This window comes from Vibrio olivae, from assembly GCF_042428525.1.
Lineage (GTDB): Bacteria > Pseudomonadota > Gammaproteobacteria > Enterobacterales > Vibrionaceae > Vibrio > Vibrio olivae.
Genome location: NZ_JBHMEP010000004.1, coordinates 81,107 through 107,120, shown reverse-complemented (window position 1 = coordinate 107,120; position 26,014 = coordinate 81,107). Strand labels below are relative to the sequence as shown.

Sequence of the window (26,014 nt, the reverse complement as noted above, 5' to 3'; positions counted from 1 at the left end):
TTCTCTCCTCGCTCTTTCCATTACTCAGGCCAACCTTGAAAAAACTCCGCAAGTTGGTTGGGTAACGTCATACATAATTGGCGTTGCTCTTCGTGGCTTTTTTGTAACCATTGTCGACATACACAGATAATTTGCCCCGCATCAATGTCGCTGTTGTTATTTGCAACCGTCGTATCACTGGCCAACATCGTAACGGCGATATCAAGTTGATATCCCCAAAGAATCAATACGTAACTTGCAATCACTAAAGCGTCTAAATGATTCTCCTCAATGCTCGAAATCCCGCTGACTTTCTCTCTTTCGACTCCCATCTCAAGCAGGACGAGCTCTCCTAGAGAACCAAAGAGCGCCGCTAAGTAAATACACTCCTGTTGTGACTTGGGAAAGTTGAGTTTTTGACTGAGACTTCGGCATACCCCAGCCAACTGTAAATAGTGATCAACCACCGCTTGGTGACTTTCAACGGAAACATTGTGGAAGACTTTTTGCGACAACATGCAGGTAGCAATTGCACCTGTCACCACCATTCCTAAACGATTGATAGCAACCTCGACTGACATTGTCTGATTTTGAAATCCTAGATACGCTGAATTCGACAGTTGCAGTAATCGAGTCACAAGAGCTGGCTCTTCACTAACCATTCTCGAAAGCTGTTCGATTTCAAATTCAGGGTCTCTCAATGCTTGTAATATCTTACGAATTCTTGATGGCAAAACAGGGACCGACTCTAAGCCGGCCAGCTGACGTTTGGTTGCCTCACTAAATGGCAGTTGGTGTAACCGTTCAACACTGTCTAACACATAAGAAAAATCTTGTTCTGAGAATGGCTTAGGCAAAATAAAGTGCGCATTGGCAATGGCCAACTCTGGAATATTGCGCGTACTATCACCGGTCATCATGGCACGAATGGTCGCAGGGTATTTAACTGCGATTTGTTTTAGGAGTTCATCACCACGCAACTTCGGCATGAGCAAGTCACTGACCACAAGCGACGGTGGCGAACTGGCATCGATATGTTGCTCCCAGTTGATAGGATCAGATGTGACGTTGAGCGTCCAATCAGGCTTCAACCGCCTCACTAAACGGTGAGTTGCTTTGAGCATAAACTCATCATCATCGATACATAAAATTTGAAACTGCGATTGTGTCATTCGCTATTAACCCAGTGTAATCTCATATTTTACTCCAAATTGATAAGCACCTCGTTTCTCTATAACCAATATAGACGAGATTTAAAATTTTGACGTTACACCAAAGTAGTATCATCAGCTGAAAATAGATGAAAACGCAGCAACATAAACACACCAAAACAAAGGTTATTTACGTCGATTTACCTTGCATTTGCGCTACTTTACGTACAGAGACATAAACTCATAGCCAATAAGATTTGGCCTTGAGGTCACTGTCATGCGCAAACAATGGTTGTCGATCGTACTGTGTATCAGCGTACCGACGTTAGTTTGGTGGGTTTCATCTGCAGAATTCGTCACTGCAAACTCTCTCGACGTTTTTCGAATGCGAGCGGTATTGATACAGTTAACGGGCGTATTAGCTCTCACTTTTATCGCGATGTGTATGCTGCTAGCAATGCGCTTTGATTGGCTTGAGCGTGTCACACACGGGCTCGATAAAGCCTACTGTTTGCATAAGTGGATGGGAATCTGTGCGCTCATCGTGACATGCTTCCACTGGTTATTAGTAAAAAGCCCAGGAATACTTATTGGATGGGGAATCATCAGCGCGCCTTCTCGCGGTCACTCTGGTTGGCATATAAATAGTGACGCGCTACAAGCTTGGGTCAGTTCACTACGCGCCAGCGCGTTATTCAGTGGCGAAGTGGCTTTTTACACGTTACTTGTCCTCATCGCGGTCGCCTTATTATCTCGTGTTGGCTATCGCCGATTCAGGCTCACGCATAAACTGATGGCACTTGTTGCACTTTTGGTGGTGTATCACTCAGTACTATTAATCAAACGCACTTACTGGCCTGAGCTTATCACACCTTATATTGTCGTTATTGGCTGTATGATCGTTTGGATGGCACTGAGAAGCTTGTTGGGACGTATCGGAAAAAGCCATTATTACCCAGCACACGTATTGGCCGTGGAATATCATCCAGAGAATAAAACCACGCGCCTTGAGCTTCATGCGGCTAACTGGCCCGGTCACCTTTGTGGTCAATATGCGTACCTTCATTTTGCGCATGAATCGCCACATCCATTTACTATCACGTGTTGTCAGAACACACAGCACAATATTGAATTTCTAATTAAAGACCTTGGAGACTTTACTCATCGTTTGCACCAGTGTGTCCACGTCGGCGATAGACTTTTGGTTGAAGGACCTTATGGTGCGTTTTCCCTTTCCGATTCACAACCCAGTATCTGGATCGCTGGCGGCGTGGGAATTGCTGGGTTCAAAGCCGCTTTAGAACACAGAGCACAAACCCAGTGCCACAATCCGGTCAACCTCTACTACTGCACGCTAACGCCTGAACATGAGCTCATCGAAGAACTCACAGCACTTTCCGAGCAGGCAAACGTGACTTTTCAGCTTGTCGATAATCGTTCGCAACCTTTGCTCAATGTTAAAAAGCTCATTCGAGACGTGCCTGATATACGCCAATATTCCATTTGGTATTGCGGGCCTCAAGCTTTTGCCAATAGCCTAAAGCGCCACTTAAAGCGGATTGGTTTTCCATTGGGTCATTTTCATTACGAGATGTTCCAGTTGCGTTAAATGACGCCCTGCGAAACACCTTGTGATCGCGTAGCGCATCATTTAGTGAGGCGAACTTTGTGCTACACGTTTTTTACTTTCATTTCATAAACATAAATTGTGTCAACTTGCCCCACTTTGGAACCCCAAACTGAAACAGCGTGCGACTTAATGGGTCAGCCCCTAACAAAGTTAACTTACTGATATCAATAAACTTTAGCATTATTCGTCAAAATTTACCTCAGCTTAATCAACCAGTTAACAGCACCTCATGCTGAAATCGATTACAAATGTAACAAGATATAACATTGTGGTACATCCTTTGCTCTACTGGGTTGGGCTTACTTGTTCTTTCTTATAGAAAAAAAGGAATCTTATATGAGAAAAACTTCCGTCTGCCTCCTTATTTGGAGCGCATTCAACGTATCCGGTCTTGCTCACGCCGAGCAGCCGTTTGTACCTGACCAAGTGATCGTAGAAAAAGAGATAAAACCCGGGCCTAACGTGTTTGTCATCGATCAGAGTTGGAGTGGTTCAAGTATGATTACCGTATTTGGCTCTGATGACTTGTCAGCAAAAGGGAATATATCAACGGGACTCATTTCCCAATTTAACTTTTCACACGATAAATCCAAACTGTTTACCGCGTCGGTTTACCCCAAACGTATCGTATGGGGTGAGATTGAAGCTGTGGTACAAAAATTCGATGTAAAAGGACTGTCACTCGAGACTGAAATCCCATCATCCCCCAAAATGGCTCAAGTGTCTGCCACGGTCAATTCATTTGCCATTTCCGCTGACGACCAATACGCCTTTGTCCAAAATGCGACGCCGGCTGCTTCAGTGTCTGTCATCGACCTAAGCAACAATAAACAGGTTCTCGAAGTACCCACTCCCGGATGTTGGGGAATTTATGCCTCACAAAGTGCAAGCAAATTTAGTGCACTCTGCGGCGATGGCACCGTGACAACCTACCAGCTCAGTAGCGACGCAACCAGTTACCAAGCGAGTAAGAGTAAAAAGATTTTCGATACCGATAGTGATGCGCTCTTTATCACCTCGCAGCGTGATGGCAACAAACTGATGTTCACCTCCTTCAACGGTAATATGTATGTGCTTGATGACTCCGGTAAAACCGCGTCTTTAACCGAGAAATTCAATTATACCAAAGGCGTGGACGGCGGCTGGTTACCCGGTGGCTACGAAGTAATTGCTTACAACAAACCGAACAATATGATGTTTGTAACCATGCATCCAGACGGTCACGAAGGCAGCCACAAAGATGGTGCTACTGAGATTTGGGGCATCGACATGGAAAGCCATGATGTGGTCACCCGCATCGAAGCAGAAGAGCCTATCTCACTCGCGGTTTCACAAACAGAAAGCCCCGACGTATTCGCGCTCACCGACTGGGGAATTGTCACCAAATATACCTTTTCGGGCAATCAATTTGAGGGCAAAAAACAGGCGGAAATTGAGGGCGCGGGTGGGTTCACTCAAATGCTAATGGTGGACTACTAATATGTTAACCCCGTGGATATCATCGCTTCATCTCTCCCTATTAACCTTTGTGATTTTGGTCTTTACGCAAGCAGCACTCCACAAAGCATCTGATTTAAGGCGCTTTTCTGGTTATGTTGCCAACTACTCACCGAAATTAGAAAAAGTCAGCTTTGCGATAGCCAGTGGCGTACTACTGGTTGAAAGTGGTGCCATTATACTCAGTGTCACTTCTCGCTACTCACAGTTCGGCGTCGGTGTGATGTTATTGCTGCTCGCGTGTTACACCACCGCCATGATCATTAGCCTGAAAACACATCAAGGTGAGATTGATTGTGGCTGTGGCGGGACGCCGATCATCGTTTCCACAAAAACCATTGTGCGCAACAGCGTATTAGGTTGCCTGATGTTGGTTGTTTTAATGACCCATTACCTACCGTTGACCATCATTGAGCTGACGGTGTCCCTGTGCTCAGGCTTCGCTCTTTGGCTGGCTTATTTCTTAGTTGAACAACTGCTGCACAACCAAGATTCCCTGCTCAAATTAATCCGCTCTTCGCACGAAAGGAGTTCGAAATGAATACTGTCATCCTATTTGCTTTAGGGGTGCTCTCCCTATTAGTTGTGTTTTTGATCATCGCCTTTCTCGCGCTTTCACGACAAGTTGGTGTGTTATTTGAGCGCATCACTCCGGTTGGCGCCATGATTAATAATAATGGTCCTGAACTCGGTGAAACACCGGCACCAATGACGCTCACCAGTTTAAACCAAGGCATGGTGACACTGGGTGGCGCCCAAGAAAAAAGCACCTTAGTGCTGTTTGTGGCGCCAAGCTGCCCGATTTGTAAAGTGTTACTTCCTGTCATCAGTGGCTTACAGAGACAAGAGCAGTCATGGCTCCATGTTGTCCTTGCCAGTGACGGCGATGAACCGGCACAGCGCGAGCTTATTGCTCAGCATAAACTCGACAATATCCCTTACGTACTCTCGCAGCAGCTCGGATTGAATTATCGCGTCGCCAAACTGCCTTTTTCTGTCTTAATGGACGAAGACGGCACCATTGTATCGAAAGGTTTAATTAATAGCCGTGAACAATTGGAAAGCTTATTTAACGCGAAAGAATCGGGCTTTAGTTCATTACAAGACTTCTCAGAAAAGAACACCGTCTCAGTCAGTCATTAGAGTTATGGAGAACACGACTTATGAAAAAACTCAGTGAAATCATTTTTAACGCCATGGATCGGCTATCCGAAAAGAGTGTTCGTCATTCGGCTCGACACATGGGCCGTCGCAACTTTCTTTCCAAAGCAGGTAAAGTCCTGGTTGGCGCCAGTGTCCTTCCCCTACTTCCATTCGATCGCAGTTCTGGCAAAGTGTACGCCGCCGAATCTCCGACCGATGATGTGAACAGTTGTGACTATTGGCGCTACTGCGCGCTCGATGGCAACTTGTGCTCAAACTCCGGAGGCACAACCTCCACGTGCCCGCCCGGATCCGAAGCTTCTAAAGTGGCGTGGATTGGCACCTGTATGAACCCAAATGACAATAAGAGCTACCTTGTCTCATACAACGACTGCTGCGGTAAGGCCACAGTCAATACATCCACTGCGTGCCTTAATAGCGAACGAGAACGCCCGGGATATCGAATGGGACTGCATAATGACATCAACTGGTGCATGGCAAATACCAACAAAGGCTATCATTGTACGGTTGCCGCTTTAGTGGGGCTAGCCAATGAATAAACTCCCTGTGTTGCTGTTTATTGCCAGTGGTTGTGTGTCTGGTTTTGCATCTGCACAATCAGGTAAAGAGCTTTTTGGCACCTATTGTTCAGGATGCCACGGCGCAAATGCAGAAGGTATTGAGGGGCTTGCCCCCTCTTTACACAATCCTCAGCTATGGTCAAAACTGGGCGACAAGCGAAATCAATACATCGCAGGTGTGGTTACCAGTGGGTTAAGCGGCAAGTTGGTCTCACTTGATAAAACCTATCAAGGGTTCGCCATGCCACCACAAAGCTTTATTTCGTCCCAGGATTTGGTTCAGATCACTCATTACGTACTAGAGGATGTCAACCAACAACAAGGTGGCCCTGATCAAGCGCTCATTGATGAGTATAAAAAAAAGCCCTTCACCCACAGTGAATTGCATCAGCTGAGAAAGGGAGGTTAACCAATGCGAAACGCTTGGCGATGTCTTATGCTGCTGGTTAGTGTAACGAGCTTTGGTGCCAGCGCTTCGGGTAACACCCCCGAGCAAAATTATATTTTGAAATGCTCAGGGTGCCATACCATGGACGGCTCTGGTTCGATTGCAGGCGGGATTCCGCCGCTACCCGGATATTTGGGGGCATTTATGGCCGATACCGAAGGCCGCATTTATTTGATGAATGTTCCAGGCGTGGCCTCATCTGGGCTCTCTCACCAAGAGCTGGCCACATTAATGAATTATCTGAATAACAAATGGGGCGATCCCGAGCACGCCAAACCTTATACACGAAATGAGGTGGCCAATATTCTCGATAAGCCGCTTGCTGATGTGGTGAAATATCGCAGAGATATTGTCGCAAAGTTTCATCGAGAAGGGATAGAAACCGGCAGTTACCCTTGGCCATAAACGGCAACAACGACAAGAGGCGTTCCCGCCTCTTTTTTATGCGTTTCACTCAGCCATAGCATGACGCTTTCATCTTACCCATAACCGGAGTAAGCTAATTCAGCTAAGGAGGAAACATGAGTCTACTGTTTGAACAATTAGCCGAGCAGCGCATTTTGGCAGCGATGAAAGAAGGACAATTGGACAACCTTCCTGGCCATGGTCAACCGTTGATACTTGATGATGATAGCATGGTGCCCGAGCACTTAAGAATAGGCTATCGCATACTGAAAAACGCCGGTTTTATTCCACCTGAACTTGTGTATCGTCAGCAAGCGCTAGAACTGTGTGACTTGATAGCCGAGTGCGATCCACTCTCTGACGAACAGCAACAAGCGCTTGCGAAAATTCGTCAATTAGAGTTTAAAATGAAAATAAAAGGTATCGACACTCGCTTCATTCATCACTATTTACGATGCAGTATCTCACCTTAACCTTGGCGACTGATGAAAAAACACCATGCGAAAAGTTGAATTAGCATTTGCTTAATTGATCGCGCACAACAATGCCTCAAATCGGTTTAAATGATTCTTATCCTCCCATCAACCAAACGCCTAGCAAAGGCAAAAGTGGATAAAAGTACCAATAGTTAAGCCGATGCTAATATAGCGAGATTTTCTACCTATACTGCCAATAGTTCTTCCCTGCATTGCCCAATATTCGAAACGAATATTAAGGAGCGCAAGATGACAGTTTATGTTGGCACCACCAATATCGATGGTACGGGTTCCTCAAGAGATTTGAATTCAGAAAACAGTTTTGAGGTTCCTTTTGACCTAATTTCTGGTCCACCAGAAGATGAATCTTGGCCTGAAGCGACTTGGGTTGAAGGTTATATTGATCAAAATCTAAGTGTCACAGAGACCACCGAAAAATTTTGTGTTTATTGCTTTGATTACAGCGCCAACGCCAGCAACCTTTCAACATGGAACGCCCCAGGGTTGAAAGAAATTGCTATCTATGATTGCGATGACAGCTATGTTGAAATCAATAATTTCGTTGATGTTACCTATGTAACCGACTATTACGGAATCTGGGGGCCTGGGCATGATGGCTACCAAGCACTAACCATTAACGGTGCGAAAAGGGGTTATATCGATACCAGAAACTTAGAAGGTAACAGCAGAGAATGGCAATTTGTAGATGAAGATAGCCCAGATTATGGCTATTCCTTCGAAGGGTATCATGAAATGGATACCACTACCTGCTGGTCAGACATTACCATCCGCCCACACAGCAATGGCGATTCTTGGAGCAACCTCTTTGAGATCTACACCGGGTACGCTGAAGACACGGTTTATTTTTCTTCATACCAAGATGGTGACATCGATACTTCGACACAATGGACAGAATTTAAGGTCGATCTTGGCGAAGATAACGATATTTTCATTTATGGCATAGAGCATAGTGTAAGCGACGCTCAACAACGTTTTGTTGATGGTGGTGAGGGAAATGATGTGCTATTCCTGCCCCTTGATACCGACGACTTAGATTTTGTCAATTTTGAGCTTATCAGTTCAAACCATGGCAGCCTTTACCTTGACCAATCACTACTGGCGAACAACCAAACCGAGCTAGGGCTTATCATCAATGATACCTCTGTCCAATTGTCGCCAGATGTGACAGACATTGAAGTCAATACACTGAACGAGCAACAAATCGCCTATCTGGAAACCACTGCAGACTGGCAGCAATACAGTTACAACGGGGGTTATTCATTTCTCAGCAGCGAAGAGTTTGTTGCGGTGAACGTCACCGTTGATGAGCAGAGTTACACACTTCTCATGAATAACGCCGACGAGCTGATGCTGGGTTAAACGCGTAATCTGCGATTAGGAGAAAAATGATGACTATCTATGTTGGCACTACCAATACCGACGGCACGGGTTCCGCACAAAATCTCAATGCAGATAACGGCTTCTCTCCTACATTAGAGGAGCTCTATGGCCCGCCACCAGATATGCCGGTACAAGACGGTACTTGGGCTTATGGCTATATCGATGAGAGTTTAAGCCTTGTCGAAACCACGATTAAATCTTGTGTATATTGTTTTTCTTACAGGACAAATGCCGAAAATATTGCGCAATGGAATGCCCAAAATCTCAAAGAAATTGCAATGCTTGACGTCGAAGATGGCCGCGTGGATATCAGCAACTTTGTTGATGTCTGTTTTATCAACAATGCATATGGACAGAGATACGAATCAGAGTTCGATGGACATCAACGCTTATCAATCACCGATGCCAAACGCGGTTTTATCGATACTCGGAACTTGGATGGGAATCCAAGAGATTATGGTTCTGAGCCATTTGATGGTTACCACTATGGTGATACAACATCAAGCTGGGCAAATATCACCATAAAACCACACAGTAATGGAGACTCGTGGAGCAACCTGTTTGAAGTGTATACCGGATATGCCGAAGACATTGTCACCTTTACCGCTGATGAGAATGGCGATCGCGATAGCTCAACCCAATGGACCGAATTCAATGTTGATCTTGGCGAAGACAATGATCTGTTTTATTACGATTTAGTCCATAGCGTGAACGATGACCAACGTCGAATTGTCGATGGCGGTAGTGGTGATGATATGCTTTTTCTACGCGTTGATACCGACGACCTCGCTTTTGAACATTTTGAACTCATCACTTCAAACCAGAATCAATTGTTTCTCAACTCAACGTTGCTTGCTGACAACGCGTCGGACACCGGGCTGATTATTCATAACACCACTGTCCAATTCTCTTCGGACATAACGGACGTTGCAATCAATCCACTAAACCAAGCGCAGCAGGAGTATGTCAGCAGCACCAGCAACTGGCAGCAATATGGCTCCAATTATAGAGCGCTAACACTCGACAGTGATGATTTTGTTGCTGTTACCGTCTCCACTGCAGAGGATAGCTATACACTGCTAATGAATACTGCGGACGACCTTGTGCCTATATGACATTAGCCATCGAGGCGGTTACGGGTGGGAACAGCGAGTACCTGTTAATTGTTGATAATATCGAATCGCTTTTAACGGCTTAGGTTGGCATTATATTAAAAACGGGAAGCGAATGCTTCCCTTTCATTTAACAATTAGGCGTTGCTTTTCGCTGTGTTGCCATCGGCTAACCTGCGTTTTAGCGTACTTGCCGCTAACATGGTCACACTCATCACAACAATACTTGCAACCAAAGAACCCAACCCAAATTCGCTCACGGCCCCGATAGCTTCTGCACCTTGCACTAAGCCATGACACGCGCTGAATGCCGCAATCCCTAACATCGCGACCCATTTCATCACACCACCTTTACGTAGCGCATAAACCGCGAGTGGCAGTATGATTAGTGACGCCGTCACCAACCCTTCAGCTTGATGTGCGCTCGACCACTCAACACCGATAAAAAAGCCAGCAATTAACGCCGCGCCGAAACAGCCAATGATTTGAGCGGCCTTTTTGTAGCCATAACCCGCAGCAAATACACCGATTAACATCAGCGCCGCTAAATGATCAAGCCCAGTTAACGGGTGTAAAAAACCTTCAGAAAAACTGGCGTTCATCGCATGCCCAGTATGCGCAAAACTCGGTGTACTGATTAAACTCACAACCGCCACTTTGGCAAGAAAAGACGTTACTTTTTTCATATCCTTATTCCCTATTGTTCGGTGACGACAACATTGACATCACGCTGTGCCAACATGCCTTGTTGGACGATAAAATCGATAATTGTTTGCAGCCCATCGCCGCGAATTAGATTGGTAAATACGAACGGTTTATCACCACGCATTTTCTTTGCGTCACGATCCATCACGTCCAGCGAAGCATTCACCATAGGCGCGAGGTCGGTTTTATTAATAATCAGCAGATCAGACTTAGTGATTCCCGGACCGCCCTTACGCGGAATTTTATCCCCCGCACACACATCGATAACGTATAAGGTTAAGTCTGATAATTCAGGGCTAAAGGTGGCACTGAGATTATCGCCGCCACTTTCAACCAAGACCAACTCGAGCCCGGGATGGCGATGCTGAAGTTCATCAATCGCAGCAAGATTCATTGAGGCGTCTTCACGAATAGCGGTATGTGGACAACCTCCCGTTTCTACCCCCATGATGCGGTCATACTCCAAAGCGTCATGACGCATTAAAAATTCAGCATCTTCTTTGGTGTAAATATCATTGGTGACGACCGCTAAATTGTAGTGCTCGCGCATAGCAGAGCAAAGCTGGCGCAACAGTGCGGTTTTGCCTGAACCAACGGGGCCGCCGACCCCCACTCGTAAACATTGTGTGCTCATCCTTAACTCCTAAATAATCGTGAATATTGTGTCTCATGCCACGCGCTGACCATCGCAAAATTTGGTAATGTTAAGCCGATGGCATCATCATCAACTTGCAATGCGGTATCGATGGCCTGCTCAATACGTGGCATCAATTGAAGCAATACTTTTTGCGCTGAGGTTTGGCCTAATGGCACCGTTTTACACGCCGCCGTTACTTGGTTTTCAAGCCATGACCACAACCATCCGGTGAGTGACGCTTTAAGCGGAATACCAAAATGCACGCAAGCCTTGACGTAGAGGGGTAAATAGCTGAGCGAGCGAGCCTCTTCACTCAGTTCTATCTCTAAACTTTGCAACAAACGATATAAGGTTTGTCCAAGCTTCTGCTCTTCCATGACTAACTCAGACGTTTCACGGTTTGCCAGCAAAACCTGTTGCCAGTAGCGTAACTGGGTGACGTCTTCTTGTTGCCAAGCGGCATAGAAGCGTATCAGCAATGGTAAATCCAAATGGGCTTGGCCACTGATAAGGATCGGTTCAAGCCACTGACTCAAACTGGCTTCATCTTTAATCCAGCCCAGCTCTACCGCGCCTTCCAGTCCTTGGCTATAGGCAAAGGCACCAATCGGTAAGCTTGGGCTACTTAAATGCAAAATGGATAACAGCGCGGAGGTGTGCATTAGTGATGATGCTCCCCATGATGATGGTGCCCGTGGTCATGACCATGATGATGACCTCGCCCAGCAGCATAAGCACCGCTCTCTGGCGTAAATTCAGCGTCGTGGCTTTCACACTCAAGCCCCATCATTTCCACCATCTCTTGCAGCACATGATCGGGTTGAAAACGCAGCCAACGCTCACCAATCGCCATCGGAACATGACGATTTCCCATGTGATAACAAGCTTTGGCAAATGTCTCCCAATCTTGGCACCGCGCGGTGACCACCGGCTCTTGCTGCGCGACAACTTGCAGTACTTGACCACACTCAGTGTGCAGATAATCACCGTGCTGCAGCACTTCTCCGCGTGGAAGAAAAAAACCGACATCCAGCTGCGATTGGCTTAACGCGCGAAAGCGTCCTTTTTGACGTAAGGCATAGGGCAAAACGACGTTATCTAGCACCGCACCATGAAAATGCGCCGAGCGTCCAACTACTTTCAACATATTCGTCTCCTTACTGTGTTCGCACACTGACTTAAAATAATGAATAACGCTGCGCCAGCGGTAGCTCTGTCGCAGGATCGCAGGTGAGAAGTTGCCCATCCGCTTTCACTTCATAGGTTTGTGGGTCAACGCTGATGGTCGGCATATAGTCGTTGTGAATCATGTCGTGTTTACTCACACTGCGGCAGTTACTGCATGCCTCAAGGTGACGATTAAGCCCCAACGTTTGTTCAAGCTGGTTATCAATCGCAGCTTGGCTAGTAAAAGTGACGGATGTTGCCGCACCTGCGCGGCCATAGCCGCCAAACATCATTCGATAGTGAACGGGTTGCGGCGTGGGAATAGAAGCGTTCGCATCCCCCATTGGCGCGGCAGCAATAAACCCACCTTTGATGATAAGCGCTGGTTTGACCCCAAAAAAGGCAGGTTTCCACAACACAATGTCAGCCAGTTTGCCCACTTCCAGTGACCCGACTTTGTGTGAAATTCCGTGAGCAATGGCTGGATTAATGGTGTATTTGGCAATGTAACGTTTGGCGCGAAAATTATCGGCTTGGCATGCTTCATCTTCTGGCAAGAATCCTCGCTGCACCTTCATTTTGTGCGCGGTTTGCCACGTTCGGCAAATGACCTCACCGACTCGCCCCATTGCTTGAGAGTCTGACGCAATCATCGAAAAGGCGCCCAGATCATGAAGAATATCTTCAGCAGCAATGGTTTCTTTACGGATTCGAGAGTCGGCAAACGCCACATCCTCTGGGATGTTCGGATCAAGGTGATGACAAACCATCAGCATGTCTAAATGTTCATCAATGGTATTGACCGTATACGGACGCGTCGGGTTGGTCGACGAAGGCAGCACGTTTGGCTGACCACAGGCAACGATAATATCTGGCGCATGACCGCCGCCCGCGCCTTCAGTATGGTAAGTATGAATCGTGCGATTTTTAAATGCCGCAATGGTGTCTTCAACAAACCCGGATTCGTTGAGCGTATCAGTATGAATCGCCACCTGAACATCATATTGCTCCGCAATCGCTAGGCAATTATCAATGGAGGCGGGTGTGGTTCCCCAGTCTTCGTGCAATTTTAACCCACAAGCACCAGCTTCGACCTGTTCTGACAACGCTTGAGGTAAACTGGCGTTGCCTTTTCCAAGAAAACCAAAGTTCATCGGTAGCATGTCGGTGCTGCGAAACATCTGCGCCAAATTCCAAGCACCGGGCGTACAGGTCGTCGCATTGGTCCCAGTGGCTGGCCCCGTACCGCCACCAATCATCGTGGTCGTACCTGACATCAGTGCTTCTTCTATTTGCTGCGGGCAGATAAAGTGAATGTGCGCGTCGATCGCTCCTGCCGTGACGATATGCCCTTCTCCGGCAATCACTTCAGTACTGGCACCAATATTGATCGTGACATCAGGCTGAATATCAGCGTTACCTGCTTTACCAATTGCAGCGATGTGACCATCTTTAATACCAATGTCGGCTTTAACGATCCCCCAATGGTCCAATATCAGCGCGTTGGTGATCACGCAGTCCATGACCTCATCTCGGCATTTTTGGCTCTGCCCCATACCGTCACGAATGACCTTTCCGCCCCCAAATTTAACTTCATCGCCATAGGTGGTGAAATCTTGTTCTACTTGAATCCATAATTCGGTATCGGCGAGACGCACTTTATCGCCCACCGTCGGGCCATACATATCGGCGTAGGCCTGCCTTGAAATCTCTACCATCGTTGCCTCCTTGGCGCTTACAGTTGGCCCATTATCTGACCGCGAAAACCATAGACATGCCGCGACCCATCCAGTGCGACTAACTCGACACTGCGCGCTTGACCCGGCTCAAAGCGCACTGCGGTTCCCGCCGCAATGTTCAGCCGCATGCCTCGCGTTTGTTCACGGTCAAAATCAAGCGATGGGTTGGTTTCATAGAAGTGATAATGGCTACCAACTTGAATGGGTCTGTCACCATGGTTGATGACCGAAATTGTCAGCGTTTCTCGTCCTTGATTGATTGAGATTGGCGCTGCTTGCAATTGATATTCTCCAGGCTTCATCACATGCTCCTATTGAATCGGGTTATGAACGGTCACCAGTTTGGTGCCATCTGGAAAGGTGGCTTCGACTTGAACTTCATCGAGCAAATCAGCAATGCCTTCCATCACATCGGCTTGTGACAACAGATGGCGTCCTTCACTCATCAACTGAGCGACACTCTTGCCTTCGCGAGCCCCTTCCATAATCGCGGCTGAAATGTAAGCGCTGGCTTCGGGGTAATTGAGCTTGATGCCTTTCGCTAAGCGGCGTTCAGCAAGTAGCGCTGCCGTAAATAGCAACAACTTATCCTTGTCTCTTGGTGATAATTCCATGCTATGTCCTCAAAAAATTAGGTATTCCATATACGCGGTGTACACGCCGCTTTGCCGTTCAGTAGTGGACGAACACTCTGCCAGCAAGCTCTGAGCTGGGTTTGCGCTTGCTCGCTGCAATCGCCGAGATACCGCACGACAATCACCCCCAAGCGTTCAGTCACACTAAGTGTTTTTCCGGCTTGTTCGGTTAAGGTCTGAAGGTTCGATACAGCCAAGTCGATATCGTCTATCCCCACCACCATTAAAGTGCCCGACACCCAATGCCGGTCAAAGCCACTCATCGCTTTGACCAATGGGTCATCGGCAGCAAGGTACTGACGCTCAAGAAAGATGGGGTTATCTTGGTAATACAGTGCAATACGCTGCTCAACGCTACCACTGACAAACGGCAAAGCGCTTTTCGGCCTGCCTAAGCAAAAGACATCAAGCCCGGCGAACTTCGCCTCGCCATACAAATTGACCCGCGTTGATAACTTGCCGTGAGCCCCATCAAAGACAATCGTCTCCATGGGTAACCACTCGCAGCATCCATCAACAACATCAATATGCACTTGCTGTCGCTGCGCACCATCTTGGCTATCCGCGCGATAAATTTTGCCCGCTGACGGTGTGGTCACCAACGCATGGCTGTTTGGCGCGCACTCAATTTGAATGCTTAGATCGTCACCTGAAACCAACCCCCCCGGTGGATGAAGCAAATAGACATGGCAAACATCCCCTTCTGGATAGAATGGTTTTTGCACCCGCAGCGGCCCTTGAAATCGCATCTGGTGCATGCGCGTTTTCTCGCCATTGCGGTCAAACCCCAGCGATAAAAACGCTGGCCAGTGCCTTGTGGTTTGAGTCGTGAGATTGAATGTCGACATAAAACGCACCGCTCTATACCGTTAAATATTCTTTGACTAGCTTGTCATCAAGCGCGCTCATGTCACCACTTGCCACTTGACGACCGCGATCCAAAATACAAAAACGATCCGTCACTTTGCGGGCAAATGGCAGTTTCTGTTCAACCAGCAACACAGTTAGCCCGATCTCTTGATTAAGCCTGCGAATAATGTCGCCAATTTCGGCCACCACATTAGGCTGAATCCCTTCTGTGGGCTCATCTAAAATCAGCAATTTAGGGTTAATGACCAAGGCTCGGCCAATCGCCAGTTGCTGCTGTTGACCACCAGACAGATCGCCGCCACGGCGATGCAGCATTTGTTTGAGAACGGGAAAGAGTTCATAAATAAAGTCAGGGACTTGCCTACTGTTATCACCTCGCATCGGTAATCCAATGCGCAGGTTTTCTTCAACGGTTAACAACGGAAAGATCTGTCGCCCCTGTGGTACATAACCAATGCCTAAAGGCGCGCGTTTTTCTGCGGCAAAAGACGCGATGTTTTGTCCCATGTAGTTAATCTCACCGCTCTGCGCGCTGAGCAGCCCCATCACGCATTGCAGTAACGTGGTTTTGCCAACGCCATTGCGTCCCATTAGGCAAGTACACTGGCCTTCAACCACCTCCATATCCAAATCCCACAGGGTATGGCTTTGCCCATAAAACTGGTTTAACCCTTTGATAGTTAGCATGCTTCTTCCCCCAAATACACTTCAACCACTTTGGGGTTGCTTTGCACTTGCTCCATGGTTCCTTCGGCGAGGACGCTTCCTTGGTGCAATACCGTGACGTCTTTGGCTATCGAACGGACAAAATCCATATCGTGCTCAACCAACACGATGGTGCGCTCGCCTGCCAAGCTGGTTAATAATTCTCCCGTGCGATCCATCTCTTGATGAGTCATTCCTGCCACCGGTTCATCCACCAGCAATAATTTGGGGTTCTGCATCAAGAGCATACCTATCTCGAGCCACTGCTTTTGACCGTGAGAAAGAGCGCCCGCCAGGAGCATGCGCTGCGCCTCTAGCCCGATTTGCTTCAGCACATAGTCGATGTAGTCAAGCTGTGATGACGAGAGTTTAGCGAACAAGGTTGACGTCACGGTCTTCGGCCCAGCCATGGCCAGTTCTAAGTTATTAAATACCGTTTGGCTTTCAAATACGGTAGGCTTTTGAAATTTGCGACCAATCCCTGCTTGTGCAATTTCGGGCTCATTAAGGTTCAGCAAATCAATATTTTGTCCAAACCACGCACTGCCGCTGTCAGGGCGAGTTTTGCCGGTAATGATATCCATCATGGTGGTTTTACCGGCCCCATTGGGGCCAATAATGCAGCGCAACTCCCCTTCTTTGATATAAAGATTAAGATCGTCGATCGCTTTAAAACCGTCAAAACTCACCGTTAACCCTTCAAGATACAATAAGCAGCCGTGACCAACGGTTAACATAGGATTCGCTTTTGGCGTCATAAAATCATAGACGTGCTCTCGGTCGGCCAATGATTTGGCCACATCCAGTAAACTCATGCTTTGGCCTCCTTGGCTTTGATAAGCCCAACAACACCTTTCGGCAAAAACAGGGTCACCAACACAAACATCGCACCGAGGCTAAACAACCAGACCTCGGGCAGCGCAGCGGTTAAATACGTTTTGGCATAGTTGACGGCAATGGCTCCAACCACCGCCCCGTATAAAGTGGCCCGTCCGCCAAGCGCGACCCACACCACCAGTTCAATTGAATTGAGCGGCGAAAATTCTGAGGGATTGATGATGCCCACTTGCGGTACATACAGGGCCCCCGCAATGCCCGCCAGTACCGCTGAAAAGCAGAAGATGGCTAACTTGATATATTCGACCTTATAACCGGTGAAACGCGTACGCGACTCCGCATCGCGAACTGCCATCGCCACACGCCCTAACCGGCTGACGACAATAAATCGACAGCAAAGGTAGCCAAATGCCAGCGCAATACCCGAGAGCGCGAATAAGCTAACTCGCGTCGAGTGGGCTTGAAGGTCAAAGCCAAGAATGTCTTTAAAGTCGGTTAAACCGTTATTGCCGCCAAACCCCATTTCGTTACGAAAGAACGCCAACATTAACGCGTAGGTGAGCGCTTGAGTAATGATCGACAAATAGACTCCCGTAACGCGAGAACGAAACGCAAACCAGCCAAAAACAAAGGCAAGAATGCCAGGCGCTAAAACAATCATGAGTGCAGCAAACCAAAACTGGTCAAAGCCATGCCAAAACCAAGGGAGTTCTGTCCAGTTGAGAAACACCATAAAATCGGGCAGTTCGGGATTGCCATAGGTACCGCGATCGCCAATTTGGCGCATTAAATACATCCCCATGGCGTAGCCGCCTAGCGCAAAAAACGCCGCGTGACCAAGGCTTAAAATACCAAGATAACCCCACACAAGATCGACGGCGACCGCGAGCAGTGCATAGGTCAGGTATTTGCCCATTAATGTTATGGTATACGTAGAAACATGCAGTGCGCTGTCGCTCGCAACCCATAAATTCAGCGCCGGAATGACGCACAGCGCCACGGCTAAAACAATAAGAAAACTTAGGGTTGAACGATCAAATACCTTGGGTTGAATCGTCATGATTACCCCTCCGCTGAGCGCCCTTTTTGAGGAAATAATCCTCGGGGCTTTTTCTGAATAAAGAGAATGATGAACACCAGGACAAGAATTTTGGCTAAGACAGCGCCTGCCCAGGGTTCGAGTACTTTGTTCGCCACCCCAAGTGACATCCCCGCCACCAAGGTGCCCCATAAGTTGCCGACGCCGCCAAACACCACCACCATGAACGAATCGATAATGTATTGCTGACCAAGATTAGGACCAACGTTGGTCAGTTGACTAAGCGCAACCCCAGCGATGCCAGCGATGCCGGAGCCAAGGCCAAAGGTCATGGCGTCAACCCATTCGGAGCGAACCCCCATGGCGCGCGCCATACTACGGTTTTGCGACACAGCACGGACTTCGATACCGAGGCGGGTATAACGCAAGATAAGAAACAACAAGGTAAACACGATGAGACAAAAGGCGATGATATAAAGCCGATTCAAGGTCAAACTAAGCATTGGGTTAATTTCAATCACCCCCTGCATCCACTCCGGAGTTGAAACGGAGCGATTGAGAGGTGAGAAAATGGTGCGCACCGCTTGCTGTAACACCAAGCTAATCCCAAAGGTCGCCAGTAAGGTTTCAAGTGGTCGGCCGTATAAGAAGCGAATGACACAGCGTTCAATAAGAATTCCCACCAATGCTGACACCAAAAATGCCAAAGGAATCGAGACAAAGATAGACAACCCAATATGATTAGGCATTAAAGTTTGAACGACATAAGTGGTATAAGCGCCAAGCATAATCAACTCGCCATGCGCCATATTGATCACCCCCATGACCCCAAAAGTGATCGCTAAACCAATCGCGGCTAACACCAAAACCGACCCGAGACTGAGCCCAAAAAACAAGGTTTGGGTCATATCTGCTATTTTTTCTCGCTGTTCAATGCTGGCTAATGCCGAGGTAACATCGCCTGCCAGTTCGCTATCTGGGTGCTGGTTTAAGTAACGATTGAGTGCATTGCGCGCACTGGGCTGATAACTGGCTTTAAGTGTAGTAATCGCGGACTTGACGGTGCTTTGCTGCTCGCTGTTGCGTAAGTCATAAATCGCGAGTGCCATTTCACCGAGTTCATTGACCGACGCATTGGTTTCATTCACGAGGTGCGCTTTAAGTAACCCATAGCTTTGCTCATCCATCGCCCCCATGAGTTGATTGACGGCTTGCAAGCGCCGCTGCGCATCCGGATGTGAAATGTTGAGTGCAGCAATCAGCGATTTCAACTGCCCACGCAGCCGGTTATTAATGCCGATCTTTTTGATCGCTCGTGACTTAACGATCTCGGTTGAATCAGTGTCTTGAGAAAATAAAGGCGCAATCACATACTCGCGGCCTTGTTTCTGCTGAACAACCACTAAGGTATGCGCTTTCTTGTGACGATAAAGATCCCCATCGAGTAATAAGGACAGAACTTCAACGGCTCGCTCATCACCACTTTGGGCAATCAAATCAACACCTTGTCCGATTTGATTAAAGTTGGACCCTTGCAGCGCCTGTAAGCCTTGCTCAAAGTCATCGCTATTGGCCAGCACGAAACTGCCATAGAGCATTGCCATCAAGCCAATTAAATAAGCGATAAGGCGGCAACGTGTTAAACCCGGTACCGACCTAAAGCAAGTGGTTAATATCATGGAAAACCCTTTCACTTCCCTGTTGGTGTGCTAACGCCGCACCAAATGAAGAAAGTGGAGCTTCAAATGAAGCTCACACTGATTCTATTTGTCGATGCAAAACATCGTTTATCCGTGAACTGGCAAGAACTCAGTAATTTTGCCCAGAACACTTGCCTGTTTTCACGTTGTAGTTCCCACAGCTCAGCGGAGCACGCCAGTCGGAAATCAGGTCTTTTGAACCAGGCAGGAAGTCAGACCAAGCATCGCCAGCCACTAAACCACTGGTTTTCCATACCGTTTGGAACTGGCCATCATCTTGAATTTCCCCAATCAATACCGGCTTAGTAATGTGGTGATTAGGCATCATGGTTGAGTAGCCGCCCGTTAGGTTGGGGACTGAGGTGCCAATCAACGCTTGTTGCACGGCGTCAGGATCGGTGGTTCCTGCTGCTTCAACCGCTTTCACCCACATATTGAAACCGATGTACGTCGCTTCCATAGGGTCGTTCGTCACTCGGCTGTCATCTTTAGTGAATTTATGCCATTGCTCGATAAAGTCATCATTTTGCTCAGAATCGACGCTTTCAAAGTAGTTCCAGGCGGCAAGGTGCCCAACCAATGGCGACGTATCCATGCCAGAAAGCTCTTCCTCACCGACAGAGAAAGCAACCACTGGAATTTCGTCGGCGCTGACGCCTTGGTTGGCTAGCTCTTTATAAAAAGGGACGTTTGCATCGCCATTGACCGTCGAAACCACGGCGGTTTTCTTACCGGCGGAACCAAACTTCTTAATGTCTGAAACAATAGACTGCCAATCAGAATGACCAAATGGGGTGTAGTTGATCATGATGTCGTCAGCCGCAACCCCTTTATCTTTCAGATACGCTTCTAAAATTTTGTTGGTGGTACGCGGATAGACGTAATCGGTGCCAGCCAGGACCCAACGTTCAACCCCTTGATCCATCAAGTAATCGACCGCGGGAATGGCTTGTTGGTTTGGCGCAGCGCCAGTATAAAACACGTTTTTCGAGGACTCTTCACCCTCATACTGAACCGGATAGAACAACACGCTATCCAGCTCTTCAAAAACAGGCAGCACGGATTTACGAGAAACCGAAGTCCAACAGCCAAACACCGCCGAGACTTTATCTTTGGCGATCAGTTCACGCGCCTTCTCAGCAAACAGCGGCCAGTTCGATGCAGGGTCAACCACGACAGGCTCAAGCTTTTTCCCCAATAAGCCGCCTTTTTTGTTCTGCTCATCAATCAGCATTAACATGGTGTCTTTCAGTGTGGTTTCACTGATTGCCATGGTGCCTGACAGTGAGTGCAGCACACCGACTTTAATGGTATCCGCCGCCATCGCATGAGCGCTAAGTAACGATGCCGCAAGCATCGCTGTTGAGAGAAAGTTCCGTTTCATTGTTGTTCGTCCCTAGTTGTTTGTAAAAATCACAAGCTAGGCATGAGTATTGACCAAACACTCATCATGAAAAATGCGCAAATTGTGCAGATCATCTACGTAAAACTACGCATATATGAGACGCTGGTTTAACGGTATAATCGCGCGATTGGTCGCAAATACGAGAGAAGGTATTGTGCGATATCGAGATTCGCAAGGAGTGCGAATATTCGCTTTAAGGAAGAAGAATCAGACATGCAAAAAGTGCCCGTCACGCGTCGTCGATATAATAAACTGGTCGCCAACGAGCTGTTAGAAGATTTCGCGCTACGCTTTACCGCCAAACGAGCGCGCAAATGGTCTGCCAGTTGGATTGCTAATACGGCCTTGGGCATCGTTTCATTTTTAGTGCTTGAAGCATTAGGCGGAACCATTACGCTCAATTATGGCGTCGTTAACTCACTGTGGGCGATTGCTGGTGTCTCTTTTGTCGTGATCCTGAGCGGAATTCCAATCTGTTATTACGCGGCGAAATATGGCGTCGATGCTGATCTCCTCAGTCGCGGGGCGGGTTTCGGTTATATTGGCTCAACCATTGCATCGCTGATTTACGCCTCCTTTACGTTTATCTTCTTTGCTTTGGAGGCCGCGATTATGTCGATGGCCCTCGAACTGCTGTTTGGCATTCCATTATTTTGGGGGTATATCCTCAGCGCCGTCATCGTGATTCCACTGGTCACTCTCGGCATTTCCAATATCGGTCGCTTCCAAATGTGGTCTCAGCCTCTATGGCTCATGATGCAAATTATTCCGCTGTTCTACGTATTTAATCATCCTGACTCCCAAGTTGATCAATGGCTAAATTATGGCGGCCTCCACGATCATGCCCCTCAATTTGATTGGTTACTATTTGGCGCAGCCTCTGCCGTGCTGCTGTCGGTGGTTGCACAAATTGGCGAGCAAGTTGATTTTTTACGCTTTTTACCGGCGCAAACCCCTTCCAGTAAATGGCGTTGGTGGGCAGCGATGCTCATCGGTGGCCCTGGCTGGATGCTGTTTGGTGCACTCAAAATTGCGCTGGGCAGTTTTTTGGCTTGGCTGGCCATTACCCATGGTGTGTTACCTCAGTTTGCAGGTGACCCAGCGCATATGTACGTCAATGTCTTTAGCTATACGACCGACAACACCAAGCTTGCGTTGCTATGCGCGGGGCTGTTTGTCATCATCTCACAGCTTAAAATCAACGTCGCCAATGCTTATGCTGGCTCACTGGCTTGGTCGAACTTTTTTTCACGCTTAACCCACCACCACCCAGGGCGTGTGGTATGGATGATTTTTAACGTACTGATCGCTTTATTACTGATGGAGCTCGGGGTATATCAGTTAATTGAGCAAACACTCCAAGTTTATTCGGTACTCGTTCTTGCTTGGATAGGCAGCATTGTTGCCGACCTAGCGATCAATAAGCCGTTAGGTCTAAGTCCGAAACATATTGAGTTTAAGCGCTCAAAACTCTATGACATCAACCCAGTGGGATTAGGCTCGATGATCATCGCGTCGCTGTTTGGTCTCGCCGCACATTTGGGCGCTTTCAACGAACTGGTTAAAGCCTTTGCTTCCTATTTGGCTTTCGCCCTGCCGTTTATCACTGCGCCCAGTATCGCTTTGCTTACTCGCAGCCAGTTTTATTTAGTGCCCGGCAATGACATATATCGACAAGGTCAAGAGGAGCATCAATGCGTGGTGTGTGAACATACGTTTGAAGAAGAAGACATGGCGATGTGTCCAGCTTATAAGGGGTATATCTGCTCACTATGTTGCTCGCTCGATGCGCGTTGCCATGATAAGTGCCGCCCCCAAGCGACTTTTCATGCTCAGGTCAATGCCTTCCTCAAACCGTACCTGCCCCAGCATTGGATTGGTAAACTCTCTTCCTCCGTTAGCCAATTTGTGGTGGTGATGCTGATGATGAGCTTCGCAATTGCCGCTATTTTGGCCTTGGCGTATAGCCAAGTACCCAGTTTAGATGCACTGCGAATGAGCGCACTCTCAACCAGCTTATTCAAAGCGTTTGCTTTGCTGCTGATACCCATTGGGATCATCAGTTGGCTGTTTGTGCTCGCTCGTTCTAGCGGACGCTTAGCCATGAAAGAGCTGCAAGCGCATACGGATTTATTATCCAACGAGATACACGCCCACCAACATACATCGCGCGAACTTGAACGAGCCAAGAAAAAAGCCGAAACCGCGAACAATGCTAAAAGTCGATACTTAGCCAGTTTAAGTCATGAGCTGCGAACTCCGCTCAACGTACTGCTTGGGTATTCCCAACTGCTGAGCCAAGATCAAGAACTCAGCGAACAAAAGCGCCAATATGCCATGACGCTGCAACGTAATGGCAAACATTTAGGGGACTTACTCGAAAGCTTACTCGAGATATCCAAAATTGAAGCAGGCCGTTTAGAACTGCACCGCGATGAATTTAATCTTCACGCCCTGCTCGACCAACTGGTAGACATGTTTAAGATGCAGGCCGAGCAAAAACAGCTCAAATTTGAAGTCAACTTAGCCAGCCACCTGCCGATGTTTATCGCATCCGATAAGCAGCGACTGCGGCAAATTTTAATCAATTTACTCAATAACGCGGTGAAATATACAGAGACCGGTGTGATTCGCTTTGAAGTTTCTTATCGTAACCAAGTCGCGCGCTTTCATATCTCTGACTCTGGTATAGGTTTAAGTGACGAAGAGCAGCGACGAATTTTTCGACCTTTTGAACGGATTCATAGCGACCAAACCAAGCACATTAACGGTACGGGACTTGGTTTAACCATCTCCAACGCGCTGGCAGAATTAATGGGGGGTGAGATTGAGTGTCACAGTGAAAAAGGAACAGGGAGCACTTTCACCTTAAAAATGATGCTTTCTGAAGTTAACGATTACGCACCAGAGCCAGAGCTGTCAAACACTGCGGTCAGCGGCTACCATGGCCCAAGACGTAATATTCTAGTGGTTGATGATATTGAAGATCAGCGCCACCTTATCAGTAATATTCTTACTCCACTTGGCTTTAACGTATTACAAGCCAACGGCGCAGAAGCGGCATTAGCACTCGCCCAAAGCGAGGCGATCGATCTCTTTATGCTGGATATCTTCATGCCGCAAATCAATGGATGGCAACTCGCGATAAAGCTTAGGCAGCAGCATTATCCTCAGCCCATTTTAATGCTGTCAGCCAATATTCAGGAGCTAGAAACCCATAATCAGCTCTATCGATATCACAATGGCTACCTTACCAAGCCGGTATCCATTCCCGAGCTGCTAGCCAAACTCAGCCATCTTTTAGACATCAGTTGGCGTTATGATCATGCACCGACCCCGGATGTCACCAACCCCATCTGCCCGACCAAACCCCAATTGCTTGAGCTGAAAAGCTACGCAGAAATTGGCTTTATGTCGGCCTTTAGCGACCTAATCGATCAACTGGAAACCAACGGCCATCAGGGCAGCGACTTTATTGCGTTAATGCGAGAAGAGATGCAAGGCTGCCGATTTGCCGAGATCGTCGAACATATCAATGGAATGATTCATGAGTGAATACAAACAAAATAATATCATCGTCCTTGTGGTGGATGATTCGCCGGAATCCTTGGGAATGCTCAATGCCACACTCAATCAAGCCGGCCTTACGGTATTGGTCGCCCTGAGCGGGCATCAAGCGCTATCGATTGTGGATAAAGTTCAGCCGGATGTCATTTTGCTCGATGCCATCATGCCTGAACTCGACGGATTTGATACCTGCTTGAGACTCAAAGAGAAGCTCCCAGCCATTCCCATCATCTTTATGACAGGACTGAATGACTCCAAGCATGTGATTAAAGGATTTGAAGCCGGCGGCGTTGATTACATTACTAAACCGGTCGTCCCTGATGAAGTATTGGCACGAATTCGCGTACATAGCCACAATGCGCAAATCGCAAAATCAGCACAGGCAGCCTTAGATTACGCTGGTCAGTTTATCTTTTGTGTTTCCGAACAAGGTGAGTTGGAATGGGCGACGCCACATGCTCAACAACTGATTGCCAAGCTGAGCGAACAACCTGAGAGTCAACATGCGCTTCATCATACTTGGGCGATTCTACAACCCGATATCGCGACATGGCTCAACAGCCCTTCTCGCAGCCAACACTTAACGCTCAAACAGCTTGGTGCACCGCTTGAGGTAACCTTGGCCTGTGATGAAAGTCAGTCGCACGTTCTGCTGCGCGTCAATTTACCTAAGCAAGCCGGCACTGAGGAAGACTTGCGCCAAGTCTTTAATATCACTAAGCGGGAATCACAGGTATTGTATTGGCTCTCTTTTGGCAAAACCAACTGGGAAATCGCTCAGATACTGCAAATGAGCCCACGCACGGTTAATAAGCACCTTGAACAAATCTACAAAAAATTGGAAGTCGATAACCGCACTTCCGCCGTCAGCATGTCGATTCGAGTGCTTGAAAAGTAAGGCCATCACTAGCACGAAAAAGTCGACTGACGTCAAAGAACTCTGCTGCAACTTGCAAACTGACTAACTATTGCGAGACAACACTTTTTCACATCCAGTGCTGACCTAGCGCCCTGCTAACCTCGCTACAATCCTACCCATCGAGATGAAGTCAATCTCAAGCAAGAAGAAACTAACTTTAGTTTACAGGACTATAAAAGTACCAAATTCAGAGAGTTAGCCTACATTTTCATCTTATTTTGACTACTATTCTCGCCCATTTTATATCACCAGTGAATCACAGTGAG

At 47.6% G+C, this 26,014-nt stretch carries 26 protein-coding genes; 12 read left to right on the top strand and 14 right to left on the bottom strand.

Annotation, left to right across the window (positions count from 1 at the left end):
* Window positions 1-20: 20 nt before the first annotated feature.
* Window positions 21-1,151: an HDOD domain-containing protein gene (locus ACFFUV_RS14455; protein WP_390194158.1), complete on the bottom strand. Its 1,131-nt coding sequence runs from the start codon at window positions 1,149-1,151 to the stop codon at window positions 21-23.
* 256 nt (window positions 1,152-1,407) lie between these two features.
* On the opposite strand from ACFFUV_RS14455, the gene ACFFUV_RS14450 reads away from it, so the two are divergent.
* The 10 genes from ACFFUV_RS14450 (at window position 1,408) to ACFFUV_RS14405 (ending at window position 9,826) form a co-directional block, all read left to right on the top strand.
* Window positions 1,408-2,739 carry a ferredoxin reductase family protein gene (locus ACFFUV_RS14450; RefSeq protein ID WP_390194155.1) on the top strand — a complete coding sequence of 444 codons (1,332 nt, stop codon included), beginning with the start codon at window positions 1,408-1,410 and terminating at the stop codon, window positions 2,737-2,739.
* A 357-nt stretch (window positions 2,740-3,096) separates the two neighbouring features.
* A complete protein-coding gene (locus tag ACFFUV_RS14445) occupies window positions 3,097-4,239 on the top strand; it encodes an amine dehydrogenase large subunit (protein WP_390194152.1) in 1,143 nt (380 codons plus the stop codon).
* Between the two features lies 1 nt (window position 4,240).
* Window positions 4,241-4,798 (top strand): MauE/DoxX family redox-associated membrane protein, encoded by a 558-nt coding sequence (locus ACFFUV_RS14440; RefSeq protein ID WP_390194151.1) that lies wholly within the window; start codon window positions 4,241-4,243, stop codon window positions 4,796-4,798.
* The gene (locus ACFFUV_RS14435) at window positions 4,795-5,400 is read left to right on the top strand and encodes a thioredoxin fold domain-containing protein (RefSeq protein ID WP_390194149.1); all 606 of its coding nucleotides are present in this window, start codon (window positions 4,795-4,797) and stop codon (window positions 5,398-5,400) included. Before ACFFUV_RS14440 ends, ACFFUV_RS14435 begins: the two co-directional genes overlap by 4 nt.
* 20 nt (window positions 5,401-5,420) lie before the next feature.
* Window positions 5,421-5,960, top strand: coding sequence for a methylamine dehydrogenase light chain (locus ACFFUV_RS14430; protein ID WP_390194148.1), 540 nt, complete (start codon window positions 5,421-5,423; stop codon window positions 5,958-5,960).
* A complete protein-coding gene (locus ACFFUV_RS14425) occupies window positions 5,953-6,390 on the top strand; it encodes a c-type cytochrome (RefSeq protein WP_390194147.1) in 438 nt (145 codons plus the stop codon). The genes ACFFUV_RS14430 and ACFFUV_RS14425 overlap by 8 nt, the downstream gene beginning before the upstream one ends.
* Window positions 6,391-6,393: 3 nt before the next feature.
* Window positions 6,394-6,834 carry a c-type cytochrome gene (locus tag ACFFUV_RS14420; RefSeq protein WP_390194145.1) on the top strand — a complete coding sequence of 147 codons (441 nt, stop codon included), beginning with the start codon at window positions 6,394-6,396 and terminating at the stop codon, window positions 6,832-6,834.
* A 116-nt stretch (window positions 6,835-6,950) separates the two neighbouring features.
* The gene (locus ACFFUV_RS14415) at window positions 6,951-7,307 is read left to right on the top strand and encodes a DnaJ family domain-containing protein (RefSeq protein ID WP_390194141.1); all 357 of its coding nucleotides are present in this window, start codon (window positions 6,951-6,953) and stop codon (window positions 7,305-7,307) included.
* Between the two features lie 252 nt (window positions 7,308-7,559).
* Entirely contained in the window at window positions 7,560-8,690 is a 1,131-nt protein-coding gene (locus ACFFUV_RS14410; protein WP_390194139.1) for a hypothetical protein, read from the top strand.
* A gap of 26 nt (window positions 8,691-8,716) precedes the next feature.
* Window positions 8,717-9,826, top strand: coding sequence for a hypothetical protein (locus ACFFUV_RS14405; protein ID WP_390194138.1), 1,110 nt, complete (start codon window positions 8,717-8,719; stop codon window positions 9,824-9,826).
* Window positions 9,827-9,960: 134 nt separating this feature from the next.
* Here ACFFUV_RS14405 and ACFFUV_RS14400 read toward each other — a convergent pair whose 3' ends face one another.
* The 13 genes from ACFFUV_RS14400 to urtA all read right to left on the bottom strand — a co-directional run bounded on the left by ACFFUV_RS14400 (window position 9,961) and on the right by urtA (window position 21,241).
* Window positions 9,961-10,509: a HupE/UreJ family protein gene (locus ACFFUV_RS14400; RefSeq protein WP_390194137.1), complete on the bottom strand. Its 549-nt coding sequence runs from the start codon at window positions 10,507-10,509 to the stop codon at window positions 9,961-9,963.
* Between the two features lie 11 nt (window positions 10,510-10,520).
* Window positions 10,521-11,162: an urease accessory protein UreG gene (gene ureG, locus ACFFUV_RS14395; protein WP_390194136.1), complete on the bottom strand. Its 642-nt coding sequence runs from the start codon at window positions 11,160-11,162 to the stop codon at window positions 10,521-10,523.
* A 2-nt stretch (window positions 11,163-11,164) separates the two neighbouring features.
* Window positions 11,165-11,827, bottom strand: a complete 663-nt coding sequence (locus ACFFUV_RS14390) for an urease accessory protein UreF (protein WP_390194134.1) — start codon at window positions 11,825-11,827, stop codon at window positions 11,165-11,167.
* The gene (ureE, locus tag ACFFUV_RS14385) at window positions 11,827-12,312 is read right to left on the bottom strand and encodes an urease accessory protein UreE (RefSeq protein WP_390194133.1); all 486 of its coding nucleotides are present in this window, start codon (window positions 12,310-12,312) and stop codon (window positions 11,827-11,829) included. Before ureE ends, ACFFUV_RS14390 begins: the two co-directional genes overlap by 1 nt.
* A 31-nt stretch (window positions 12,313-12,343) precedes the next feature.
* Window positions 12,344-14,050 (bottom strand): urease subunit alpha, encoded by a 1,707-nt coding sequence (ureC, locus tag ACFFUV_RS14380; protein WP_390194132.1) that lies wholly within the window; start codon window positions 14,048-14,050, stop codon window positions 12,344-12,346.
* Window positions 14,051-14,067: 17 nt separating this feature from the next.
* Complete coding sequence (locus ACFFUV_RS14375; protein WP_390194131.1) at window positions 14,068-14,373, bottom strand: urease subunit beta; 306 nt, start codon at window positions 14,371-14,373, stop codon at window positions 14,068-14,070.
* 9 nt (window positions 14,374-14,382) lie between these two features.
* Window positions 14,383-14,685: an urease subunit gamma gene (gene ureA, locus ACFFUV_RS14370; RefSeq protein ID WP_390194130.1), complete on the bottom strand. Its 303-nt coding sequence runs from the start codon at window positions 14,683-14,685 to the stop codon at window positions 14,383-14,385.
* Window positions 14,686-14,702: 17 nt separating this feature from the next.
* Complete coding sequence (locus ACFFUV_RS14365) at window positions 14,703-15,554, bottom strand: urease accessory protein UreD (protein ID WP_390194128.1); 852 nt, start codon at window positions 15,552-15,554, stop codon at window positions 14,703-14,705.
* Between the two features lie 13 nt (window positions 15,555-15,567).
* The gene (gene urtE / locus ACFFUV_RS14360) at window positions 15,568-16,263 is read right to left on the bottom strand and encodes an urea ABC transporter ATP-binding subunit UrtE (RefSeq protein WP_390194126.1); all 696 of its coding nucleotides are present in this window, start codon (window positions 16,261-16,263) and stop codon (window positions 15,568-15,570) included.
* Window positions 16,257-17,096: an urea ABC transporter ATP-binding protein UrtD gene (gene urtD, locus ACFFUV_RS14355; RefSeq protein WP_390194125.1), complete on the bottom strand. Its 840-nt coding sequence runs from the start codon at window positions 17,094-17,096 to the stop codon at window positions 16,257-16,259. The genes urtE and urtD overlap by 7 nt, the downstream gene beginning before the upstream one ends.
* Complete coding sequence (gene urtC, locus ACFFUV_RS14350) at window positions 17,093-18,178, bottom strand: urea ABC transporter permease subunit UrtC (RefSeq protein ID WP_390194124.1); 1,086 nt, start codon at window positions 18,176-18,178, stop codon at window positions 17,093-17,095. Before urtC ends, urtD begins: the two co-directional genes overlap by 4 nt.
* Window positions 18,179-18,180: 2 nt before the next feature.
* Window positions 18,181-19,755, bottom strand: a complete 1,575-nt coding sequence (gene urtB, locus ACFFUV_RS14345) for an urea ABC transporter permease subunit UrtB (protein WP_390194419.1) — start codon at window positions 19,753-19,755, stop codon at window positions 18,181-18,183.
* 211 nt (window positions 19,756-19,966) lie between these two features.
* Window positions 19,967-21,241 (bottom strand): urea ABC transporter substrate-binding protein, encoded by a 1,275-nt coding sequence (gene urtA / locus ACFFUV_RS14340; protein ID WP_390194122.1) that lies wholly within the window; start codon window positions 21,239-21,241, stop codon window positions 19,967-19,969.
* A gap of 234 nt (window positions 21,242-21,475) precedes the next feature.
* Between urtA and ACFFUV_RS14335 the strand changes: the two genes are divergently transcribed.
* Together ACFFUV_RS14335 and ACFFUV_RS14330 are read left to right on the top strand one after the other, a co-directional pair.
* Window positions 21,476-24,817 (top strand): hybrid sensor histidine kinase/response regulator, encoded by a 3,342-nt coding sequence (locus ACFFUV_RS14335; RefSeq protein WP_390194120.1) that lies wholly within the window; start codon window positions 21,476-21,478, stop codon window positions 24,815-24,817.
* Complete coding sequence (locus ACFFUV_RS14330) at window positions 24,810-25,727, top strand: response regulator (protein ID WP_390194118.1); 918 nt, start codon at window positions 24,810-24,812, stop codon at window positions 25,725-25,727. Before ACFFUV_RS14335 ends, ACFFUV_RS14330 begins: the two co-directional genes overlap by 8 nt.
* Window positions 25,728-26,014: the final 287 nt, after the last annotated feature.

What these genes read in the sequence shown, in the direction of transcription:
- ACFFUV_RS14455 (WP_390194158.1), bottom strand. Translation starts at nt 1,151, where the DNA reads ATGACACAATCGCAGTTTCAAATTTTATGTATCGATGATGATGAGTTT.
- ACFFUV_RS14450 (WP_390194155.1), top strand. Translation starts at nt 1,408, where the DNA reads ATGCGCAAACAATGGTTGTCGATCGTACTGTGTATCAGCGTACCGACG.
- ACFFUV_RS14445 (WP_390194152.1), top strand. Translation starts at nt 3,097, where the DNA reads ATGAGAAAAACTTCCGTCTGCCTCCTTATTTGGAGCGCATTCAACGTA.
- ACFFUV_RS14440 (WP_390194151.1), top strand. Translation starts at nt 4,241, where the DNA reads ATGTTAACCCCGTGGATATCATCGCTTCATCTCTCCCTATTAACCTTT.
- ACFFUV_RS14435 (WP_390194149.1), top strand. Translation starts at nt 4,795, where the DNA reads ATGAATACTGTCATCCTATTTGCTTTAGGGGTGCTCTCCCTATTAGTT.
- ACFFUV_RS14430 (WP_390194148.1), top strand. Translation starts at nt 5,421, where the DNA reads ATGAAAAAACTCAGTGAAATCATTTTTAACGCCATGGATCGGCTATCC.
- ACFFUV_RS14425 (WP_390194147.1), top strand. Translation starts at nt 5,953, where the DNA reads ATGAATAAACTCCCTGTGTTGCTGTTTATTGCCAGTGGTTGTGTGTCT.
- ACFFUV_RS14420 (WP_390194145.1), top strand. Translation starts at nt 6,394, where the DNA reads ATGCGAAACGCTTGGCGATGTCTTATGCTGCTGGTTAGTGTAACGAGC.
- ACFFUV_RS14415 (WP_390194141.1), top strand. Translation starts at nt 6,951, where the DNA reads ATGAGTCTACTGTTTGAACAATTAGCCGAGCAGCGCATTTTGGCAGCG.
- ACFFUV_RS14410 (WP_390194139.1), top strand. Translation starts at nt 7,560, where the DNA reads ATGACAGTTTATGTTGGCACCACCAATATCGATGGTACGGGTTCCTCA.
- ACFFUV_RS14405 (WP_390194138.1), top strand. Translation starts at nt 8,717, where the DNA reads ATGATGACTATCTATGTTGGCACTACCAATACCGACGGCACGGGTTCC.
- ACFFUV_RS14400 (WP_390194137.1), bottom strand. Translation starts at nt 10,509, where the DNA reads ATGAAAAAAGTAACGTCTTTTCTTGCCAAAGTGGCGGTTGTGAGTTTA.
- ureG (WP_390194136.1), bottom strand. Translation starts at nt 11,162, where the DNA reads ATGAGCACACAATGTTTACGAGTGGGGGTCGGCGGCCCCGTTGGTTCA.
- ACFFUV_RS14390 (WP_390194134.1), bottom strand. Translation starts at nt 11,827, where the DNA reads ATGCACACCTCCGCGCTGTTATCCATTTTGCATTTAAGTAGCCCAAGC.
- ureE (WP_390194133.1), bottom strand. Translation starts at nt 12,312, where the DNA reads ATGTTGAAAGTAGTTGGACGCTCGGCGCATTTTCATGGTGCGGTGCTA.
- ureC (WP_390194132.1), bottom strand. Translation starts at nt 14,050, where the DNA reads ATGGTAGAGATTTCAAGGCAGGCCTACGCCGATATGTATGGCCCGACG.
- ACFFUV_RS14375 (WP_390194131.1), bottom strand. Translation starts at nt 14,373, where the DNA reads ATGAAGCCTGGAGAATATCAATTGCAAGCAGCGCCAATCTCAATCAAT.
- ureA (WP_390194130.1), bottom strand. Translation starts at nt 14,685, where the DNA reads ATGGAATTATCACCAAGAGACAAGGATAAGTTGTTGCTATTTACGGCA.
- ACFFUV_RS14365 (WP_390194128.1), bottom strand. Translation starts at nt 15,554, where the DNA reads ATGTCGACATTCAATCTCACGACTCAAACCACAAGGCACTGGCCAGCG.
- urtE (WP_390194126.1), bottom strand. Translation starts at nt 16,263, where the DNA reads ATGCTAACTATCAAAGGGTTAAACCAGTTTTATGGGCAAAGCCATACC.
- urtD (WP_390194125.1), bottom strand. Translation starts at nt 17,096, where the DNA reads ATGAGTTTACTGGATGTGGCCAAATCATTGGCCGACCGAGAGCACGTC.
- urtC (WP_390194124.1), bottom strand. Translation starts at nt 18,178, where the DNA reads ATGACGATTCAACCCAAGGTATTTGATCGTTCAACCCTAAGTTTTCTT.
- urtB (WP_390194419.1), bottom strand. Translation starts at nt 19,755, where the DNA reads ATGCTCTATGGCAGTTTCGTGCTGGCCAATAGCGATGACTTTGAGCAA.
- urtA (WP_390194122.1), bottom strand. Translation starts at nt 21,241, where the DNA reads ATGAAACGGAACTTTCTCTCAACAGCGATGCTTGCGGCATCGTTACTT.
- ACFFUV_RS14335 (WP_390194120.1), top strand. Translation starts at nt 21,476, where the DNA reads ATGCAAAAAGTGCCCGTCACGCGTCGTCGATATAATAAACTGGTCGCC.
- ACFFUV_RS14330 (WP_390194118.1), top strand. Translation starts at nt 24,810, where the DNA reads ATGAGTGAATACAAACAAAATAATATCATCGTCCTTGTGGTGGATGAT.